Source organism: Sphingobacterium sp. HMA12, assembly GCF_002933815.1.
In the GTDB taxonomy this organism is placed as follows: Bacteria; Bacteroidota; Bacteroidia; order Sphingobacteriales; family Sphingobacteriaceae; genus Sphingobacterium.
This window is the reverse complement of sequence record NZ_BEYR01000004.1, coordinates 430,096-448,127: the sequence shown is the minus strand read 5'-3', so window position 1 is coordinate 448,127 and position 18,032 is coordinate 430,096. Positions and strand designations below refer to the sequence as shown.

General features: G+C 39.7%; 13 protein-coding genes. 9 read left to right on the top strand and 4 right to left on the bottom strand.

Annotated features, from left to right (window positions below):
- Positions 1 to 1,176: 1,176 nt before the first annotated feature.
- From HMAT_RS21070 to HMAT_RS21045, 6 genes are all read left to right on the top strand, one after another.
- Positions 1,177 to 2,361 (top strand): Pycsar system effector family protein, encoded by a 1,185-nt coding sequence (locus HMAT_RS21070; protein ID WP_233789479.1) that lies wholly within the window; start codon positions 1,177 to 1,179, stop codon positions 2,359 to 2,361.
- A gap of 217 nt (positions 2,362 to 2,578) precedes the next feature.
- The gene (ppk1, locus tag HMAT_RS21065; RefSeq protein WP_104384847.1) at positions 2,579 to 4,594 is read left to right on the top strand and encodes a polyphosphate kinase 1; all 2,016 of its coding nucleotides are present in this window, start codon (positions 2,579 to 2,581) and stop codon (positions 4,592 to 4,594) included.
- A 4-nt stretch (positions 4,595 to 4,598) separates the two neighbouring features.
- Positions 4,599 to 5,495: a hypothetical protein gene (locus HMAT_RS21060; RefSeq protein ID WP_104384827.1), complete on the top strand. Its 897-nt coding sequence runs from the start codon at positions 4,599 to 4,601 to the stop codon at positions 5,493 to 5,495.
- Between the two features lie 5 nt (positions 5,496 to 5,500).
- Positions 5,501 to 8,110 (top strand): BamA/TamA family outer membrane protein, encoded by a 2,610-nt coding sequence (locus HMAT_RS21055; protein WP_104384826.1) that lies wholly within the window; start codon positions 5,501 to 5,503, stop codon positions 8,108 to 8,110.
- 12 nt (positions 8,111 to 8,122) lie between these two features.
- On the top strand, positions 8,123 to 10,483 hold the full coding sequence (locus HMAT_RS21050) for a GAF domain-containing protein (protein WP_104384825.1): 2,361 nt from the start codon (positions 8,123 to 8,125) through the stop codon (positions 10,481 to 10,483).
- A 65-nt stretch (positions 10,484 to 10,548) separates the two neighbouring features.
- On the top strand, positions 10,549 to 11,160 hold the full coding sequence (locus HMAT_RS21045; RefSeq protein WP_104384824.1) for a trimeric intracellular cation channel family protein: 612 nt from the start codon (positions 10,549 to 10,551) through the stop codon (positions 11,158 to 11,160).
- Between the two features lie 56 nt (positions 11,161 to 11,216).
- Here HMAT_RS21045 and def read toward each other — a convergent pair whose 3' ends face one another.
- Complete coding sequence (gene def / locus HMAT_RS21040; RefSeq protein WP_104384823.1) at positions 11,217 to 11,798, bottom strand: peptide deformylase; 582 nt, start codon at positions 11,796 to 11,798, stop codon at positions 11,217 to 11,219.
- Positions 11,799 to 12,067: 269 nt separating this feature from the next.
- On the opposite strand from def, the gene HMAT_RS21035 reads away from it, so the two are divergent.
- The 3 genes from HMAT_RS21035 (at position 12,068) to miaA (ending at position 14,980) form a co-directional block, all read left to right on the top strand.
- Complete coding sequence (locus HMAT_RS21035) at positions 12,068 to 12,847, top strand: hypothetical protein (protein WP_104384822.1); 780 nt, start codon at positions 12,068 to 12,070, stop codon at positions 12,845 to 12,847.
- A gap of 64 nt (positions 12,848 to 12,911) precedes the next feature.
- Positions 12,912 to 14,084, top strand: coding sequence for a Gfo/Idh/MocA family protein (locus HMAT_RS21030; protein WP_104384821.1), 1,173 nt, complete (start codon positions 12,912 to 12,914; stop codon positions 14,082 to 14,084).
- On the top strand, positions 14,081 to 14,980 hold the full coding sequence (miaA, locus tag HMAT_RS21025; RefSeq protein ID WP_104384820.1) for a tRNA (adenosine(37)-N6)-dimethylallyltransferase MiaA: 900 nt from the start codon (positions 14,081 to 14,083) through the stop codon (positions 14,978 to 14,980). The genes HMAT_RS21030 and miaA overlap by 4 nt, the downstream gene beginning before the upstream one ends.
- A gap of 49 nt (positions 14,981 to 15,029) precedes the next feature.
- Here the strand turns inward: miaA and HMAT_RS21020 are convergent, their stop codons facing one another.
- From HMAT_RS21020 to HMAT_RS21010, 3 genes are all read right to left on the bottom strand, one after another.
- A complete protein-coding gene (locus HMAT_RS21020) occupies positions 15,030 to 16,583 on the bottom strand; it encodes an Rne/Rng family ribonuclease (protein ID WP_077436961.1) in 1,554 nt (517 codons plus the stop codon).
- A gap of 304 nt (positions 16,584 to 16,887) precedes the next feature.
- Entirely contained in the window at positions 16,888 to 17,724 is an 837-nt protein-coding gene (locus tag HMAT_RS21015; protein WP_104384819.1) for a tetratricopeptide repeat protein, read from the bottom strand.
- A 17-nt stretch (positions 17,725 to 17,741) separates the two neighbouring features.
- Positions 17,742 to 18,026 (bottom strand): HU family DNA-binding protein, encoded by a 285-nt coding sequence (locus HMAT_RS21010; protein WP_028071165.1) that lies wholly within the window; start codon positions 18,024 to 18,026, stop codon positions 17,742 to 17,744.
- Positions 18,027 to 18,032: the final 6 nt, after the last annotated feature.

The following is an 18,032-nucleotide window of genomic DNA, read 5'->3' as shown; positions in this document are numbered from 1 at the left end:
CCCTCCGTTTCCGTTGGGACTGCAAAGGTAGAAATCTTTTCTGAACTTCCAAAAACTTTCTGAAGTTTTTTTTCTTTTTCTTTTTTTCGATTTCAGCGTTTAAAATAAACTGGGCGGGATTTTAAATCCTGTCGAACTCACTTAAACCCTTCTTTTTTCATCGGTTCCTTCTTTCGAAGTAACCCTGCCTCCCTTGCGGAGTGGTGCAAAGATAGGGAGTTTACTAACAAACTTCCAAGCCTTTTGTTTTATTTTCTTTCAATATTCCCCTAACTCACTGGAAACTTGACCGATTGTTTTTCCCGGCAACTGACCGGAGGGCCGTAGGAAAGGCTTCCGGGCAGGAAAAGCGGGAAAAAGGCGGCGGAACAACACCGAAATAAATCCGATGAGCCGGATCTCCCGGATCAGAAGATATGAAACGGTAGACAGGCATAAAAACCGCAGTCACAAACAAACCGAAGAGGCCGCAGAAAAACAAGGCAAAAGCGGACTTACTAAGATGACAAGAAATTCGTAGTTTAGTTAGGGTTTGTTTAGGTTTTACTTAGGTCTTAGTTAGGTTTAGTTTAGCTAAAAGCTAAACTAAACCTAACTAAATTCTAAACTAAGTCTAGATTACGTCTAAACTATTATATAACTTAATATTAAATTGTTGATACAATAATAAAAAGCGAATCCTTTCGAGCTATTTTAACCAACAACGATAGGGGGCATGTGGTCGCGAGCAAGAGACCTACAGCAGAATATATACTAACTTAAGTATTGTACTTCTCGCGTAGTACAAAAAGCACTCCCTCTTGGCATCAAGCTCCGAAAAACCTAATTCATCACCAACCGCAACGACAACTAATCATATTAGGTTAAAAAATAAAAAGGTAGAGGAGAAGCCGCCACTTATCAAAATGCCCAGAGGACTTAATTAAATAACAACAGCCGGACATGGTACCTCGAAAAGCAAAAATGATCACAACTATTCTCACGAAATCCATACACAACAATTATACTTAAGTAAAAAAACTTAAAGGGTATACGCAGCACAAAGAAAAAATGAGCTTATCTGTTTTTAAGTGTATTAACCTTGATCTAGATCAAAAATTTACGAAAAGGGATCACATATATATAAGATGTTAAAGATATTGAATACTTTTATTCTAAATAAAAATCATATTGGTCATGATAGATTATAATAAGCTTTTAAAACAAGTAGAAGAATATTCTAACACTTATATTATACAGAATATCTCTTCCTGTCATTGTTTTCACAACAGTCTGCACACACATTCAGTAGTACAGGCGGCAGAAGAGATTTCGTCATTTTATAAGTTAAATGACGAAGATCATTTTATTGTGATCAGTGCTGCCTATTTTCATGATTTGGGTTATGTAAAATCTGACAATGCCATTGGCCATGAGAAGAGAAGCGTAGAAATTGCTTTAGACTTCCTAGCAGATAAAAGCGTATCCGAAGAGGCAAAAGAGAAAATAAAAGGTTGTATTCTAGCCACCAGAATGCCGCAAGACCCAAATAACCTTTTGGAACAGATTCTATGCGACGCCGACCTGTTTCATTTTGGCAGTGATGATTTTGAGAACAGGAATAAGCTCATGAAAGCCGAAGCCGAAGCCGTATTAGGCAAAGAAATTGACAAAGACGTTTGGCGTGCGGGCACAATAAAGCTTTTAACAAGCCACCATTACCACACGACCTATGCCCAGCAGAAACTCAATGCAAAGAAAGAGGAAAACTTAAAAGAACTTGAACGTAAGCAGGAAAAATCCAAGGACAAGAAAAAAGAAGACAAGAAAGAAACAAAAAAAGAGAAAGATAAAAGTGTCAAACCTGAGCGTGGTATAGAGACAATGTTTCGGATAACATCGTCCAACAACCAACGACTGAGCGATATGGCAGACAATAAGGCCAATATATTATTGACCGTCAATTCCATTATTCTATCTGTTGTTATTGCCGTATTATTCAGAAAATTAGATAGTAACGAACATCTGATCTTCCCAACAATTATTCTCACAGTGATTGTTGTGGCGACCATGGTTATGGCCATATTATCGACTATTCCCAAAATACCATCTGGGAAGTTTTCAAAACAGGAAATAGAAAATAAAACCGTCAATCTATTATTTTTTGGGAATTTCTATAAAATGAAACTCGATGATTATAACGAGGGGATGCAAAAAGTAATGATCGATTCCGAATTTTTATACGGTATGCTTACAAAAGATGTTTATTCCCAAGGGGTAGTTTTAGGCAGAAAATATAAGTTATTACGTTATGCCTATGGTATTTTTATGTTTGGCCTGGTCATATCGGTGATTTCTTTTGTGATCGCCACGTTATTATGAATATAGATCAAGCTCCTCTAACTTCATTGCGTCTTAGATTATTTTTCAGATGAAGCCACCATGCTTTATTCAAACCGAGTAAACCGAATGAAGTAAGCTCACAAATACCTTAAAATATTAATTTAATGAGTAAAGGAGCGCCTGAATACCATTAAAATACATACTTAATGAATAATAACTTTAAAGGAAAAATGGACTGATGGATAAACAAATTTATATGGATAAAAAAAAAGACCTATATATCAATAGAGATATCAGCTGGCTTTCCTTTAATGACAGGGTGCTTAGCGAGGCTGGGCGCCAGGAGGTCCCACTATTGGAAAAACTTCAGTTCCTCGCCATCTTTTCATCAAATTTAGATGAGTTCTACCGTGTACGGATGCCCGTACTAATGGCATGGAAGAAAATAAAAAAGAAGACTAGTGAACAAACCTTCACGAATATTGATATTGGAACGTATAAAAAGGCATCTAAAATTATTGAAAAACAACAGGAAAAATTCGGGTTCTATCTAACTGATATCATTCATCAGCTGGCTGACGAAAATATTATACTGATCTATAACCAGGAAATTCCGTTAGCGGTAAAGCCTCTTGTAGCCAATTATTTTTTTAGTACGGTGGCCTCTTATCTGCAAATAATTTCTGTGGACGAAGAATTTTCATTTTTCCCGATCAACAACCACCTGTATTTCGCACTGACGGACAATAATTCTACAGATTTATTCATTGTCAACATTCCCTCAGATCGTATCAATCGTTTTTTTACCTGTCAGGTCAATTCCAAGACATACACTGTCTTTATCGACGATATTATTAAGCTATTTCTGCCCGGGTTGATAAAAAACAGCAGTTTAAATTTCTACTCCTTTAAAATTACACGAGACGCTGAACTCAACTTACAAGATGAGTTTGACGGCGATATCGCACAAAAAATAGAAGCGGAGGTCAATAAAAGGGACCTCGGCTATGCTACACGATTTTTACATCAGCCTGGTTTTCCAAATCCGCTGATCGAAAGGCTTGCGGTTCTTTTTGACTTGCGAAAAAGCAGTATCGTTGCTGGAGGATATTACCATAATCTGAAGGATTTTTTCTCCTTTCCAATAAAACAGGATAACCTTTCTTTCCCGAGACAGCAACAGTTGGCAGTACATCAGGACTTTGAGCGTTCCATTTTCGAACAGCTTGATCAGCATGATATGTTGATCTGCACTCCTTATGAATCATTTGACCCCATTCTTAGATTTTTTAACGAGGCGGCAATAAATCCTGATGTAGCGGAAATTCATACCACACTCTATCGAATTGCCGGTGATTCGCATATCGCCCAAGCACTGGCTACCGCAGCAAGGAATGGCAAAAAGGTGAGTGTATTTGTTGAATTAAAAGCACGTTTTGATGAAGCCAATAATATTCACTGGTCACGAATTATGAAAGAGCAGGGGGTAAAGATCAGTTATAGTATCCCAAACCTTAAAGTACATGCTAAAATTGCGCTTGTCAAACGAAAAGATGGAAAAGAGAGTGCATTATTCGGAACAGGTAACTTAAATGAGAAAACCGCTAAGGTATATACCGATTATTTCTTGATGACATCCAACCGCCGGTTGACGGCGGAGCTAAGCTCGCTATTTGAATTTTTGCCCAATAGAAAGAAACCGGACAAGCCGACCGATATCCCTTTTCAAGAGCTTTTGGTTGCTCAATTCAACCTAAAGCAAACTTTTGTTACTTTGATTGACCAAAACATTGCTCAGGCAAAACTGGGTAAAGCTACTTCGATAAAAATTAAGCTAAACAATTTAGAGGAAGAATCGTTAATCAATAAATTGTATGAAGCGAGTCAAGCCGGTGTGAAGATACAATTATTAGTCAGAGGAATATGCAGACTTAAACCTCAGGTAAAGGGATTAAGTGAAAACATTGAAATAAAGCGGATCGTAGGCCGCTATTTAGAGCATGGGAGAATATTTATATTTCAATATGAAGCGGATACAAAGGTATATTTAGGTTCCTCAGACTGGATGAATCGCAATATCTACCGTCGGATAGAAACCTGTTTTCCTATTATGGAGCCGGTATTGGCCAAAAAGATCCAGCAGCTCTTTGAAATCCAATTCGCTGACGACATGGAAGCAACTTTTCTTGATGACATGGGACAAAATATACCAATAGAACATCCGATTGGTAATAAATCACAACAACAAATTGTTGATTACTTAAACAACTAAATTGATGAAAGACTCAACACGATTAATAGCTCTCGCGTTAGGAATGATTTCCACGGTATTACTGGCCTGTAATCCCAGTAATGCAAACAAAGAACCTGCGGCAAATCCAACCAACGCTATAGCAGACAACCAACAGCAGCAGTCGATTCCATATAAATTATCAGCTGGAGAAAAGATTAACTTACCCAATGAACTGCTCGAAATATCAGGAATAGCATTTTTAGAAGGTCAGGATGAAGAAATCTATGCTATTCAAGATGAACAGGGGCTACTTTTTAAATACCATTTACCAAGCCAAAAACTTTCATTCAACCCATTTGGAAAAGATGGCGATTACGAAGATATTGGCATTAGTAAGACGCATTTTTTTATTTTAAAGAGCAATGGGGCTGTCTATTCATTTCCTATCACGGAGAAAGATAACATACAGGCGATTGCCGAACAAAAAGATATTTTACCCAAAGGAGAATATGAAGGCCTTTTTGTAGACAAGGCAAGTAACCTGGCGTATGTTCTCTGTAAGGAATGCCGGGTAGACAAAAAACAATCACAAACGACAGGATATATTTTTTCCATTGATCGTGATGGGAAATTTAGCCCCAAAGGCGAATTTGCCATTCAGATTGATGAACTGAAAAAATTTGATCCAAAAATCAAAAAAACATTCAAACCTTCAGCCCTTGCAAAGAAAAACGACAGCAATGAGTGGTATATTTTATCCTCCATTGATAAGGTGCTTGTCGTAACGGACGAAAATTTTCATGTCAAATCCATAACCTCACTAGATCCAAAGCTATTTCCTCAACCAGAGGGGATCAACTTTGATTCAAAATTCAATCTTTACATCAGTAGTGAAGCCGGCAACCAAGACAAAGGAATCATCTATAAATTTGAAAAATAATAAGCATGCAACGGGTACTACCATTCTTTTTACTTTTTCTCACGACACAAGCTTATGCTCAGCAGAAGAACAGATCCAACTCGGCAACTGATCCACACAAAGACCAGCCCCTGGTGCAGGCAGTGATTAAAGACAGTACGACCGTCATAGCAAATGCAAAGTATGGACAGGCGAATAGATTTAAGAAATCATTTCTTGGAGAAAATTACCGTAAAGAATGGGCGGCCGAAACCACGTTACCCCTGTTGCAGCTTTCTAATTTATTTGGTGGTCTCACACCCGTCAAGCAGGGGGGTGGGATGCAATCTGTATCCCTGAGGTTAACCGATCCAACAGGAAGGGAATGGGCACTCCGATCAGTCAATAAACGGACAGAATCTTTGATTCCAGTAGAATTGCATGGCACCTTTGTACAGGATGTGCTGGATGACGCGACAAGTGCCCAACATCCTTATTCCGCGCTGATGATTCCGGCACTGGCCAATGCGGTCAACGTCCCACACGCACATCCGATCATAGGTGTCGTTGCTCCGGACACAATTCTTGGCGAATACGCACCATTATTCGAAAATACGGTTGCGCTTTTGGAAGAACGGGAGCCTCTAGGCGACTCCGACAACAGCCCAAAAGCAGTTCGCAAGCTCCAGGAAGACAACGACGATAATTTTAAACCCAAGGCCTATCTTAGGGCCCGCATGCTGGATGTGATTGTAAGCGACTGGGATCGCCATGAAGATCAATGGCGTTGGTATAATGAAAATCAGGATACGGACGATAAAGACAAAGATTATATCCCCATTCCCCGGGACCGTGATCAGGCCTTGCGTGTTACACAGGGATTTTTGATGAAAGACATTTACCAGCGTTTTGTAAACCCCGTTATGCAGGGGTTTACGACAGGTATTCCAAGCATCCGGTATTCTCTTTTCAAATCCAGATTTTTAAATGCACACCCCAGTAACCAACTCTCCCACAAAGAATGGACAAAAGAGGTAAACCAGTTTGTTGCCCGTTTGACAGATTCGGTGCTCCGGCAGTCAGTCAACAGCTTACCCCAATCCTCCATCGCCATTCGTGGGGAACAGATTTTCCGTACCCTTCAGAGCAGACGTGATGCTCTACCAGCTGCAATGGAAGAATATTATCGTTTTATCAATAATATTGTCGATATCCATTTCAGTGATAAAAACGAAAAAGTGGAGGTTGCCAGTACCAAAGATAATGGACTGAAAGTCAATGTGTCCAAAATCAACAAAGATGGAAAGTTGACCAAAACCCTGATGGACAAGACTTATGAAAAGAACTTAACAAAAGAGATCCGGTTATACCTTTCTGAAGGTCAGGACTCGGTATCCATAAATAACGTAAATTCGCCGATAAAAATGCGCATTATTGGCGATAGTCTGCCAAAAACCTATATAGTCAACAAGAGCAGATCAAGGATAAAGCTCTATGAGAATACGAACAATTCGACTTTTTTAGGAGAAAAAGGTCGAATCAGGCTACATAAAGGTAAGGACAGCTTGAATACACAATTCGTTCCCGTCAATCTATACAACTCCTGGCTACCCTTATTAACAGCTGGTTATAACGCTGATGATGGCTTCTCTCTCGGACTTGGTGCGGCATATACGCATCAGCGAGGGTTTAGAAAAGTACCCTTTACCTATAAACAACAGATTACTGTTGCTACGGCATTCCGAACCGGTGCATATAAAATTCATTATCGCGGTGAATGGGAAGATGTTATCGGCAATGCAGACTTCGTCATTGATGCATTAGCAAAAGCGCCTGACAATACGCAGAACTTCTTTGGAGTGGGCAACAATTCCCTATTTTTAAAAGATCAGTATGGAGCGAAATACTACCGCAGCCGATTCAATATTTTCAATGTCAATCCGCTACTGCGGTGGCACCCATCATCGACGCTGAATTACGCTATTGGCCCACATATCCAGTTCTACCACCTGGATCCGATTGAAAATGAAGATCGTTTTATCTTAAATCCGCAGGCACTACATTCCTATGATAGTGTTTCCATTACCAATGACAAAGCCTTTGTCGGGTTAAACGCTTTTCTGACGCAAGATACACGCAACCGTAAGATCAACCCAAGTAAAGGATTATTTGTTAAGGCAGCCCTACATTCTTTTTTGGGCTTAAATAAACATTCCAGAAATTCAGCGCAATTAAGCGCAGAAATGACAGGCTATTTTAGTGCACTGAATGAAGGCATCGTATTCGCCAATAGAGTAGGGGGTGGAACGGTAGTGGGTAACCCTACATTCTATCAATATCTTTTTCTGGGCGGTCACGAGAATCTTCGTGGTTTTCGTCAATATAGGTTTGCTGGGGAACAGATGGTTTACAACAACCTCGAAGCCCGGGTTAAGATTCATGAAGTAAAAAGCTACGTACTACCCGGAGAGCTAGGGCTCATGGGTATGTATGATATCGGGAAAGTTTGGGCAAAAGATCACAACAGTAAGACAGTCCATCAGGGATTCGGCGGCGGACTTTACTACATCGTGGCAAATGCGTTGCCACTTCACTTCGTCATGACCAAATCCGATGAAGGCTGGTACCCCTATTTCAGCACCGGCTTCCGCTTCTAAAGGTATCAATAAATGGAAATAAAGAAAGTACATCTGACCAACGATAAAAAAACGCTGCATAAAGTCGAAAAAAAACTTCATTTTGAATCTTTTTTTCGATATCTGGAATCCTTTACTGAAAGCGGCGTATCTTCTGATGATATGATTCCATCATTTGCACTGGAACGGCTAAGAGAAATTGAACAAGTCAGTGGCAAGCTATGCATGCACAACCTAAGCGCTTATAGGGATATTTTACAGCTTATCTATAGCCTTTCAGTATCACTTATTGATACGGATCCTAAGCGTTATTGGGCGCTCGCGACACCACTCGCAGAAGAAACATTTTATGGAACTGAAGCTTTTTTTGACCTCTGGAAAAATAACCTGGAGGAACAAGATATACAGGATCAAATACAAGATGGAGGGATTCTGAACAATCAGGAAAAACTGTTGTATGCGCTTATTTTCGAGCGTTTATATGGACTCCCCGCCAAAGAAAATAATACGATCGTCTATCATCATCTCGATGAAAAGGGTGAAATTATTGATTATTATGATCTAAATATAGATTTTAAATTTGTCGATATTAAACCTAAAAAAGAACTCCCGCAATTTGATGTGGGAAGTCTGACCAAAAATACCAACGACACTTCCCTATTTGACTGGAATAATGTTGCCAATGTTATTAAGATAGAAGATTTTGAATTGTCAGGTTTTACCATCCTCACTGTCAAAAAGAGTAGTCTGGAACATACCCTCAAACGAGTACAGTCTATCTTATTGAATCTCGAAACGTATAATTACCACCTCTTTTTATCGGATCTGGAGAAGATTATCGCTCCGATCCTCAAAGGGGAAGATACAATTTTCAGTCTGTTCCCCTTGTTCCAGCTGAACGGCCTTCCTTTTTTTGATTATTCCATTACAAATAAAAGCATTTTAATTTCCGAAACTTACGCCAACAATACTTATACAAACATCAATCCGCAAGTTGCAAACTACCTAAAACATCCGCATCTTATCTTTTACAATACCCTAGATGCCATTAAAAATACCACATCCATTTTTGATGAACGTATCAAGGCTTCCGGTGTCAAGACTTACGTGTGTATTCCATTGATACATAATCATACATTGTCTGGTATTTTAGAAATATACAGTTATCAGCTGGATCAGCTGGAAAATGAGACCATGCACTCAATCCGTGAACTTGTGCCTTTATTATCTCAACTTTCACACGACATTACGACAGAGTTCAAAAAACGTATTGATGAGATTATTATCAACCGGTTTACGACCATACAGCCTGCAGTACAGTGGAAGTTTAATCATGTTGCCGCTCAATATATTCAAGAGTTCGAAAATGATGCGCAGAATGCACATATCAGACCTGTTATTTTCGAAGAAGTTTATCCGCTCTATGGCGCTATAGATGTAAAAGATTCTACCATCATCCGTAATGCTTCAATTTTAAAGGATTTTGGTTTCAAAGTGAAACAACTGGCTCTTCTCATTGACGAATTGTCTTTGGATGGCAGATATCAGTTGATTATTGATTTTTCAAAACGAGTCGATCAGATTACCAAGTCGCTCGACCAGATCTCCTTTGATGAGTCAATGGTCAAGATCATTGAATTCTTCCGAAAGGATGTACAGCCTTTTCTCGATCAAGCCAGAAGGCAATTCCCCACAAAATATGCCATTATCGAACATTATGCCCGACACTTTTTTACCAATCGGGATACCGGAGAGTTTTATAGGAATGAATTTGAAACTTCATTGCGCCATGTAAATCATATCATCAGTAAAGAGCTCAATCATTTCAACAGCTTTATCCAAGGGAATTATCCCTCTTACTTCCAAAAATTCAGAACTGATGGCATCGAATACGATATCTACATCGGCGAATCCATTACACCGCAACAGACTTTCAGTAAAGAATTCATCAATATCTTTAGGCGGCAACAAATTATCTCCATGGCCCGAATCGCACTGAAAGCACATCATGCAAAACAGGATTTACCACTTGGCCTGGAAACGACCCAACTTATTTTTATCAATCCGCACAGTATTGATATCAGTTTTCGGGAAGACGAGCGTAGATTTGATGTAGAGGGATCACTAAATATCCGTTACGAAATCATCAAAAAAAGGATAGATAAGATACGGATAAAACGCACGAAGGAAAGGCTCACCCAGGTCAATAAGATTGCCATTGTCTATCTTTCGGATGAGATCTTGGAGGACCTAAATCTGAGCATACAGGCCATTTATGATATGGGAATCATCGAAAACAGTGTCGAACATCTCAAACTGGAGGACGTGCAAGGAATTATAGGGTTGAAGGCAATTCGTCTGACGGTAAATTTAAACTACAGAGATTTCTCCTAAATTTGTCGAAATCTCGCATAGATAGATTATAGAAATAGGGAAATTATTTTTAAAAACATATTACGATGATAACTGATGCCAACTACTTTTATTTAAGCGATTTGCTTGGCACCTTATTTTTTGCGATATCGGGCACCTTGTCTGCGAAACGTAAGGATATTGACATCTTTGGGGCTGCTTTTTTGGGCTTTGTGACGGCGATTGGCGGTGGGTCCATGCGTGATGTATTTTTAAACCTACGTCCCGTTTGGGTGAATGATAGCAATTATCTAATCGCTATATTTCTAGGCATCTTGATCGCTATTATCTTCAATCGACAACTCTATAGTTACTATCGCACCCTGACGCTTTTTGATGCTATAGGAATTAGCTTCTTCACCATCTTAGGTGTACAAAAGTCATTAAACTATGAAAGCAATGTTTATGCAGCCATCATTTTCGGTATGTTTACTGCCGTTTGTGGGGGCATGACCCGGGATATCCTCCTCAATGAGACCCCCTTGATCTTTAAAAAGGAAGTGTATGCAACGGCCTGTCTGGCGGGTGGATTGATTTATATTTTGCTCGTTCATCTCGATCTTGATTTGTCCTGGGCAGCTTTTATCGCCGCTGGAATTGTCTTTATGATTCGAATGACCGCTGTCAAGTACAGGTTATATCTCCCCCGACTGGATTGAGTGCCGAAATTTGCAAGGTATCCTGTTGACTAAATAAGAAAAAGCGTTAGTTTGGACTAACGCTTTTTCTTTTGCTGAGGGAATTTCATTTTATAACTCACCCGGATGTTGCCTTTGGCGATCGCATCCAATCGACCTTTCAACATCGTTTTCTTCAGTGTACTCAATTTGTCCGTAAACAGCTTCCCTTCAAGGTGATCGTATTCATGCTGCACGACACGTGCCGCTAATCCGGTAAGATCCACTTCGTGTTCTTCAAAATTTTCATCCAAATAATTGATACGAATATTTTTATGACGAAGTACATCCTCATTAATATCAGGGATGCTCAGGCAACCTTCACCAAATGCCCACTTTTCACCAGATTCATCGACCATAATCGGGTTGATGAAAACTCTCTTAAAAGACTTCAGCATTTCCTTATTCTCTTCGTCATCCTCTGCAAACGGTGTCGCATCAATAACGAACATGCGTATTGGCAAGCCCACTTGTGGCGCGGCAATCCCAACACCATGTGCGGCATACATGGTATCGAACATATCATCAATCAGTTTCTTTAAATCGGGATAGTCTTCATCTATTTCTTCAGCAACCTTTCTCAATACAGGGTCGCCATACGCCACTATCGGAAGTTTCATATGTAAATAATTATTTTAATAAGTGTCGATTTCCACGGTTATACATGAACTCGTTACACTCGGTTTGTTTTTTAACGTCCTGTGAATAGCCTATTTATCTTATGCAGCACCAGTCTGGCTTAGCGGCCGATATATTGCTTCGCCTCCATCTGTGTATAAGTCTTATAAACAGGAATAGTTCACAGCACCACTATATTTTGTACAAAGATACGGATAATTATTAAAAGCGAATATTTCGTCAAAACTTACATAAAGGTTACTTTTGTGTTATGAATACATCCTTTAAAGATCTCGTTATTCGGTTCAAAATCGAACTTGAACGACAGCTCGAAGTGCAGCTAACCCTGGCCGAACTAGATGGATTTATACAAATTGACTCTTCTGAATTAACAAAAAAAATCTTTATTTACCCTAATGAACAGCGTTTACGCCACCAGACAGCTGAATCTGGCATCCATATAGATGAAGATCAGTTAGTAGAAAAATTCGGTCTCATTGTCCAGCGCATTATCGCTAAATCGGTGAATAATCGACGCATTTATGCACGAAATACAGTCGTTGCCCGAATTGACAAAAAAGTAAGTCATCAGTTTCTCGTGGAACATCACCTACAGAGTCCACTACCCGGAAAATATCGATACGGCCTATATGAGCATGGCGAACTCGTTTCCATCGCTGTTTTTTCCGGCGGGCGTCGCATGAACGATAAAAATGATGAGTATCGTTCTTTCGAATTATTACGCTTTTGTAATAAATCCGGTTACAATGTCATCGGCGGACTAAGCAAATTAATAAAAGCATTTTCAAAAGACTTCTCCCCGGGGGATATCATGACCTATACAGACCGGGACTGGAGCCAACATTCCTCCCTAGAAAAAATCGGCTTTAACGCAAAAGAAATTACGGACCCGATCAACTTCTGGGTAGCTGGTGCTCGAAGATATGCCTATCGTACCGAAGAAGAACTAAAAGCATTGATAGATCAGGCTCCGCTCGGCTTTCTAAAGGAAAACATGGGAAGCATCAAGATGATTTTATATATAAAATAAGCTAAATTGTGTATATTGTACACTTTAAGAGTTTGAAAAATAAATAATCAAAAATAATAACGTTATGAAGAGAAAACTTCGCATGGGTATGGTCGGAGGCGGAAATGACGCCTTTATTGGAGCCGTACACCGCATCGCCGCTTTTATGGATGGTAAGATTGAATTGGTTTGTGGTGCATTTAGCATTGATCCACAGATCTCAAAACAATCTGGAGAAGACTTATTTGTAGCTCCTGAGCGTGTCTATCTAAACTATGAAGAGATGATCGAAAAAGAATCTTTGCTTCCTGAGGGAGAACGCATGGATTTTGTAACGATTGTTACACCTAACTTTTTGCATTTTGCTCCTGCTAAATTAGCTTTGGAAAAAGGCTTCGATGTTGTCGTTGAAAAACCAATGACTGTATCAGTTGAAGAGGCAAAAGAATTGCAGGAGACCGTAGAACGCACAGGCCGTACGCTATGTTTGACACATACCTATTCGGGTTATCCAATGGTCAAACAGGCCAAAGCAATGGTAAAAGAAGGCCATTTTGGTAAAATAAGAAAGATTGTTGTTGAATACCCGCAAGGCTGGTTAAGCCGTTTAACCGAACGTGAGGGCAACGCAGGTGCTGCTTGGCGTGCAGACCCGAAACGCTCGGGCAAGTCATTGGTAATGGGAGATATCGGTACCCATGCAGCTCATCTTGCAGAATATGTTTCAGGATTAAAAATCGAAGAATTATGTGCTGACTTGACAACATTTGTTGAAGGCCGTCTATTGGATGATGATGGTTCGGTATTATTACGTTTTGAAAATGGCGCAAAAGGTGTATTAATGGCGTCACAGATCTCAGCAGGAGAGGAGAACGCTGTCCGCATCCGTATTTATGGAGAAAAAGGAGGCCTGGAATGGGCCAATGAAGACCCGAACAACCTGATCATCAAAATGCTCGATCAGCCGCGCCAATTGTACCGTACAGGAAACGCTTATGCGGCTCCATATACGTTGAGCTCTTTTGCCACACATAATACGCGTATCCCTGCGGGTCACCCAGAAGGGTTATTGGAATCCTTTGCGAACATCTACCGTAACTTTGCATTGACTGTTACCGCAAAACGTGAAGGCAGAACACCGACACCTGAGCAACAAGATTTTCCAACTGTTTACGATGGTGTAAGAGGAATGACTTTCATCGATACTGTTGTAAAAAATAACGAAGGAACAGAAAAATGGACTAAATTTGTCGTGTGATAGACAGATTAGAACATATACTTTCTCTTTTGGAAGGGGCACCCCTTCCAAAAGAGAAAGTAATCGTTATCCTGGGCCCAACAGCCTCCGGAAAAACCAAACTGGCAGTACAGCTTGCCCAACAAATTGATGCTGAAATTATCAGTGCAGATTCCCGTCAAATTTACCGGCGCATGGATATCGGTACCGGAAAAGACCTCGCCGAATATCAAAACATTCCATATCATCTCATTGATATACAAGAGCCTGGCACAAAATACAATCTCGGAAATTTTATCACGGATTTCAATCAGGCCTATCAATCCATTTTAAAAAAAGATAAACATACAATCTTATGCGGGGGCACGGGTTTATATTTGCAAAGTGTTATCCAACAGACACCCTATGCGTTGATACCCAGTATAGCAGGATTTAAAGAAGTACTTATAGGGCAGACCACGTCGGCCTTATTGCAGCGGCTAAATACCTATACATGTCCTTTGGATTTTCAGATAGACCACTCTACGAATAAGCGTATCATACGGGCCATCGAAATACTGGAATTTCTCCAACAAAACCCAGGCTTCAAACCACAGCAGCAAACCCTAGAAGTTTTGGTCATTGGATTAAATCCACCGCTGGAGAAAAGGCGGGAAAGTATTAGCAAGAGGCTGAACGAGCGGATTGAAAACGGCCTTTTACAAGAAGTCAAACAATTATTAGCTGAGGGGATTTCCCATGACCAACTCCAATATTATGGATTAGAATATAAGTACGCTTCTCTTTATCTCCTTGAACAACTGGATTACGCGACCTTCCTCACAAAATTAGAAACGGAAATACATCGATATGCCAAGCGTCAAATGACTTACTTCCGAAAAATGGAAAAAGACGGGATCAGGATCCACTGGATATAACAAAAAAGGGCTAGTATTACTACTAACCCTTTTCGTTAATCTCTTTCTATTATAACTTGATTTCCTCATCTTTCGCATTGAAAAAGTGGAATTCAGTTAGATAATATGACGTCATTGGATTTACTTTAATCCATTTACCGTACTTCATAAACCATTTCATTCTTTTAGAAATCAAACCAGACTTAATGTAGGCGTCTATGTAGGGGTGAACACATAAGGTCACCTTTTTCTCATTCTGTTCTTGAAGAATAAAACTCAAATTATTTTCAATATCATCCATTAGGACAATACTTGACCGGATTTCACCTGTACCATCACAAGCCGGACATTTCTCGTTTGTGACAATATTCATTTCAGGTCTTACGCGTTGACGGGTGATCTGCACTAGACCAAATTTACTTGGTGGCAAAATCGTGTGTCTCGCTCTATCCGAAACCATACATTCCTTTAAGAACGTATACAACTCTTTTCGATGATTGGGTTTATGCATATCAATAAAATCGATGACTACAATTCCCCCCATATCACGCAAACGCAGTTGTCGCGCAATTTCCTTTGCTGCTTCCATATTGACCAGCAATGCATTATCTTCCTGATTCTCCTTATTGGCAGAACGGTTACCACTATTGACATCAATTACGTGCAGGGCTTCGGTATGCTCAATAACGAGATACGCGCCGCCGGGCAAAGTAACAGTCTTGCCAAAAGCTGCCTTGATTTGCTTTTCAACTCCGAAATGGTCGAAAATTGGTTCTTTATGTTTGTAAAGTTTTACAATTTTCTCCAGGTCTGGAGATATATCGTGTATATATGATTTTGTTTCTTCGAAGATCGAAGGATCATTAACATAAATATGCGAAAACTCATCCGTTAGGATATCCCGTAGAATCGTGGATGCACGATCCATTTCGCCGAGAACCTTTTGTGGCGGTTCAGCATTACGAAGACGTTTGGTAAATAGCTCCCATTTTGAGATCAGGTCCAATAAGTCACGTTGTAGTTCTTCGACACCTTTACCTTCAGAGACTGTACGGATGATTACACCAAAATTAGCTGGTTTAATTCCTTCGACAATCTTTTTAAGTCGGTTACGTTCGTTACTACCTTTGATACGCTTGGAAATGGAAACAGTACTTGAGAAAGGTACCAAAACGACAAAACGACCTGCAATTGAAAGGTCTGAGCTCAGACGAGGTCCTTTTGTTGAGATGGGTTCTTTGGCGATTTGAACTGGCACGAGCATATTTTTGCTCAAGACATCAGAGATCTTACCAGCTTTATCGATATCCTTTTCAAGTTTTAAACTATTGAGCAGTTTCTCTTGATAACTGCCATTCTTTACGATACGTGTAAGCTTTAGCAAAGATTGAACTTGGGGACCCAAATCTAGATAATGTAGAAAAGCATCCTTTTCGTAGCCTACATCTACGAAAGCCGCATTCAGCCCCGGCATAATCCGTTTGATTCGTCCGAGATAGATATCTCCGACGGCGAAATTATTATTTGCGGGCTCGCGGTTAAGTTCAACAAGCTGCTTGTCTTGTAGTAAAGCAATAGTTACCCCTTTATCAGGAGTTGAATCGATAATTAATTCCTTTACCAAAAGCTACTCATTTTTGATACCTATGCAATATCCTATCGCAATTTTGGGTATCCGATTAAACATTTAAAGAACGTTGTTACGAAAAAAACAATCTACACACCCATTAAAGACATGTAGATCGTTTCGTAAAGCTATCTCAGCAAAATGGGCCAAGATGTTTAAAAGCTTAACACAAGACTATTTTTTCTTGTGTCTATTTTTTCTTAAACGTTTTTTACGTTTGTGAGTAGCCATCTTGTGTCTTTTTCTTTTTTTTCCGCTTGGCATAGCTAAATTTTTTAATGATTATAAAATAATAAATTAATTACTTGCTCAATTCCCCGATCTTACGGTCGATGAATTGTGATAGGGACGGATCAGCGGCCAGTTCTTTACTTTTTTGAAAAGCAGTTACGGCTTCTTTTTTCATCCCAATATTTTCATAGCCTGTGGCTAAGTAAAAGTATGACTCTGCATCGGGTTTTTGATCGATAACGGTCTTAAAACGCTCGATGGCTTTGTCAAACTGACGGGACTGTAATGAAAACAATCCCAAAGTTTTATTCGCTTCTAAGTTTTTAGGATCAGCAGCAACAACTTCTCGCAATAAAGCAATACCTGCCATCGGATTGTTTGTTCCTGATACCATTGCGGCACCTAATCCTGTTTTCGCATCAAGACTACTTGAATTCGCTTTTAGCGCCGCCTCATACGCATGAATTGCATTCTGATTAAGTGCTTGGGCCAAAGTAGAATCTTGCAAATTAGTATAAGCAGCACGATAAGCATTCCCAGCTTTCAACCAATATTCAAATTGGGGAGAAACCTTTGCCATTTCCTCATACACAAATGCCTGAGGGGCCGGTTTTGCGACATCGTCCCACTTATTTGCCAACTGTTGCAACAGCTTTATCTTATCTTCACCGGAAGCTTTTGCAACTTGGGCCTCAATATCGGAAATTTCTTTGACTAAACTAGCATCTAAACCTTGTTTTGTCATCGAAGAGATATTTTCCAAATTTACTTCATTGGAAGGTTTCGATTCAGATGCTGCAGCAGTTTGTTTTTCTTTGTCCACCAAACCTTTAATAGGCTGCGCAAATAGCACAGCAACCAAGGCTACAACTGCTCCTATGACTATTATTTGTTTGGTTTTTGCCATTTTAATCTATTTTAAGATTATTTATTGCCGTTTTTTACTTTCTCAACGAAAATCTTAGCTGGCTTGAAGCTAGGAACAAAGTGCTCTGGAATAATGATTGCTGTATTTTTTGAAATGTTTCTTGCAGTCTTCTCAGCTCTTTTTTTGACTACGAAGCTACCAAAACCTCTTACATATACATTTTCTCCTCCGATCATTGCGTTTTTGACAACTTTGAAGAACGCCTCTACGGTCTCTTGAACATCTACCTTCTCTAAGCCAGTTTTGTTAGAGATTTCTGCAATAATTTCTGCTTTAGTCATATCTAT